We start from the raw sequence: 3,042 nt of genomic DNA, 5'->3' as shown, positions 1-3,042 counted from the left end.
AGATAACTTATATAAGCCCTTATTTGTAGCAATAAAAATATTGTCTTTACTATCAATTGCAAGTGAAGAAATATTATCTTTTATTCCATCAATTTTGGTCGGTGTTGATTCACCGTGTTTCAACACAAAGGCACCGTTATGAGTACCAAAATAAATGTTATCTTTACTATCAACAGCAGGATAAAAAATACTCTTTCCAATACCATTTATTTCTTTTAGCGGTAGATAGTCGTTGTTTGAATTAGATGTCAAAGGACTAACATCGCGTTTAACAAGAGTTAGCAGTGTGTTGGCAAGCAACGGAGTGGGAATGCTCGCTGTCAAGGTTGACATAGTTAATATACTTAGTAATTTTTTCATTTTATGTATTCCTTTCTGAATTCTCTTTTTAACAAAAAAGAGAATAGCACCACCGCACTATTCCCACAAACAATTTCCAACATATTTCAAAGTAGTATCACTAAAATACCACCAAGAAATATGTTAAAATTGTCTGTGGAAACGCTAGTTTCCGCTAGTGTTTCCACGATAGTAATTTATTCGACAATAAATTACTATCACTAATTTTTATTAAAAATATATAATTACATAAGTATTATACACTAGATACGATTTTGTATCTAGTTTTTTACTTTAAAAAGAGAAAATTGATATTTGTTACATTTGATAAAAGTAGAATTGGATTGGACTACTTACCAAAACATTCAATATCTTAGTAAACAAATTATAACATAATTTGTTATTTCCCACAGTTTTTATTACCCGTGTTAATCGTAAATCATTCATCATCGATTTTTTGAATCGTAAAAATACAATTCAAGCATTTTTGTAAATTAAAATTTAACTTTATAAATTATGTTTTTTAATTTATTGTTAATTTAAGAAATTCATTTATAAAATAATCTAAATTGGCTAAGATTTTGTCTATAGTATCTATTGAATTATTAATTTCATTAATAATTTTTTGTTTAGAACCACTATTGTATTTGTTTAATTCATTAAAAAATTCAGTATATAATGAATTAAATCCTTCTTCTAATTTATTAATATAATTTTCTTCTTCAGTTTTTATATTTAATTCTTTGAAAAATTTAACAATTTCATTTTTCATATTTTCAATTCATTTTTTTAATCCTTCTTCTAATTTATTAATATCATTTTCTTTTTGAATAATATATAAGAAATTTCCACTTTCTTTATTAAAATTTGTAAACAATGTTAGAAAACATTTTTTTAATTGTTCTTTATCTATTTCTTTAAAAGAGTTATTATCATTGGTACAAGCAATAACACTTGCACTTGTTGACCCCACTAAAGTTATTGTTCCTAATAAACTTAGTAATTTTTTCATAAATTATTGTTTTTTCCTTTCAATTTCATTATTTATAATTATAACATAATTATTATTTTATTTCCTTGATGAGTTCTTCGTAGGCTTTTTTTTGCCGCCAATAATGTTGATTAGTCCAAATACTGCTTAAATCATTTTCAGTTTGAAAAAAAACATCTGATGTTTGTAAAACAATATTAGAAAAATTATTTTTTAATCCTTGTTTTAATATTAAATTATATATAAATTTTATATATTTATCCGTTTTAACATTATTAAATACAATTTTAATATTGGATAATTCTAATTTTTCTTTTTTAGATATTAATTCAAGCGTATTTTTTAAATCAATTATACCTTTATAACTACCAGAACCAGAATTAATTGGAATTAAAATTAAATCACTTATTAATAAAAAAGATAATGATAAATCGTTAATTGTTGGGGGATAGTCAATCAACACATAATCATAACTATCAAAAGTTTCTTGATTTGATTGATAAATAAAATTTGCAACTTGATAATAATTTTCTTTAAAATATGATTTTATAATCTCATTAGAATTTGTTAATGCTTCACCACCAACAATAATATCAATTTCTTTATATTTTGTTTCTTGTATAATTTTATTAATTTTTACAAGTTTACTAGCAGGAATAAAATTTATTAAATTACTTTCAATATTAACATTTTTATTAGTAAATTGGACCGATAAGGTTGCTTGGGGGTCAAGGTCAATCAACAAAACCTTTGCCCCATCAAGGGCTAACTTGTAGGCAACATTTTTGCAAAGGGTCGTTTTACCAACGCCACCTTTTTTGTTGCAAAAACTAATCATTTTCATTATTACCATTCTCCAATCTATCAAAATAATCTCTTAAAATATTATTCATAAGAGTTGTGTTTGTTCATTGTTGTTGTTTTGCCAAATTTCTAAACTTATCTACAAGGTCAGCATCACAAAACATATTAGGAATAGTTTTTTGAAAATTTCTTTTTTTATTTAGTTCTTTATTAAAACTACTTAAATTATTAACTTGTTTATCAATATCAATAAAATTATTTAAAGTTTTAATATTTTTAGGCATATTTTGTTTTATCTCCTTTTGTTTTTATTATATATTTTTATTTCAATATCACAAGTGAAAAATGTGAAAAATGTGAAATAAAATAAAAAAATGTTATTTATATTATGTTTTATTTGATATGTGAAATTAATATCACAAGTGAAAAATGTGAAATAAAATATAATTATTTTATAATGGTATTTATTTTTTAAAGTTATTTTTATTACCATTTCCCCGTGAAAATAACACTCAATGCGCCACAGACAACAATCACAAAACAAGAAATGAAAAACCCTTATTTTATAGGGGTTTTAAGTAGAGAACTATGTTAAATTATTTGGTTTAAATTATATTATTTACTAATCTGGGCTCGCGGTAATTTTCATAATTTTATGAAAAATGCCTTAAAGTTTAAAAAAACTTTTGCCGCGCTTTTCAAAATACTTGGGAAAAATTCTAAGCGTTAAGCGAAGAATTTTATAAAGGTTCCCAAATTTGTTTGAAAGAATCTCAAAACTTTTTTTAACTTGTAAGTCATTTTATCACAAAATTTCATAAAATCAACCGCTCGCCCAAAAAAGAGATGTAAAAACCATATGCGAAATTATTCATTATTTTTTATCAATTGAAATTTGATATAAAAAT

At 23.6% G+C, this 3,042-nt stretch carries 3 protein-coding genes and 1 pseudogene; all 4 read right to left on the bottom strand.

Going from position 1 to position 3,042, the window contains the following annotated elements; translation table 4 throughout:
• Positions 1-360: pseudogene (locus D9R21_RS05485) on the bottom strand (hypothetical protein); the annotation flags it as partial.
• Positions 361-862: 502 nt separating this feature from the next.
• A complete protein-coding gene (locus D9R21_RS05480) occupies positions 863-1,351 on the bottom strand; it encodes a lipoprotein (RefSeq protein ID WP_126821415.1) in 489 nt (162 codons plus the stop codon).
• A gap of 52 nt (positions 1,352-1,403) precedes the next feature.
• Positions 1,404-2,174 (bottom strand): ParA family protein, encoded by a 771-nt coding sequence (locus D9R21_RS05475; RefSeq protein ID WP_158613922.1) that lies wholly within the window; start codon positions 2,172-2,174, stop codon positions 1,404-1,406.
• Entirely contained in the window at positions 2,161-2,418 is a 258-nt protein-coding gene (locus D9R21_RS05470; RefSeq protein WP_126821413.1) for a hypothetical protein, read from the bottom strand. The genes D9R21_RS05475 and D9R21_RS05470 overlap by 14 nt, the downstream gene beginning before the upstream one ends.
• Positions 2,419-3,042 lie beyond the last annotated feature (624 nt).

The sequence above is a fragment of the Spiroplasma endosymbiont of Megaselia nigra genome (assembly GCF_003987485.1).
GTDB lineage: Bacteria > Bacillota_I > Bacilli_A > Mycoplasmatales > Mycoplasmataceae > Spiroplasma.
This window is presented reverse-complemented; position numbering and strand designations above follow the sequence as displayed.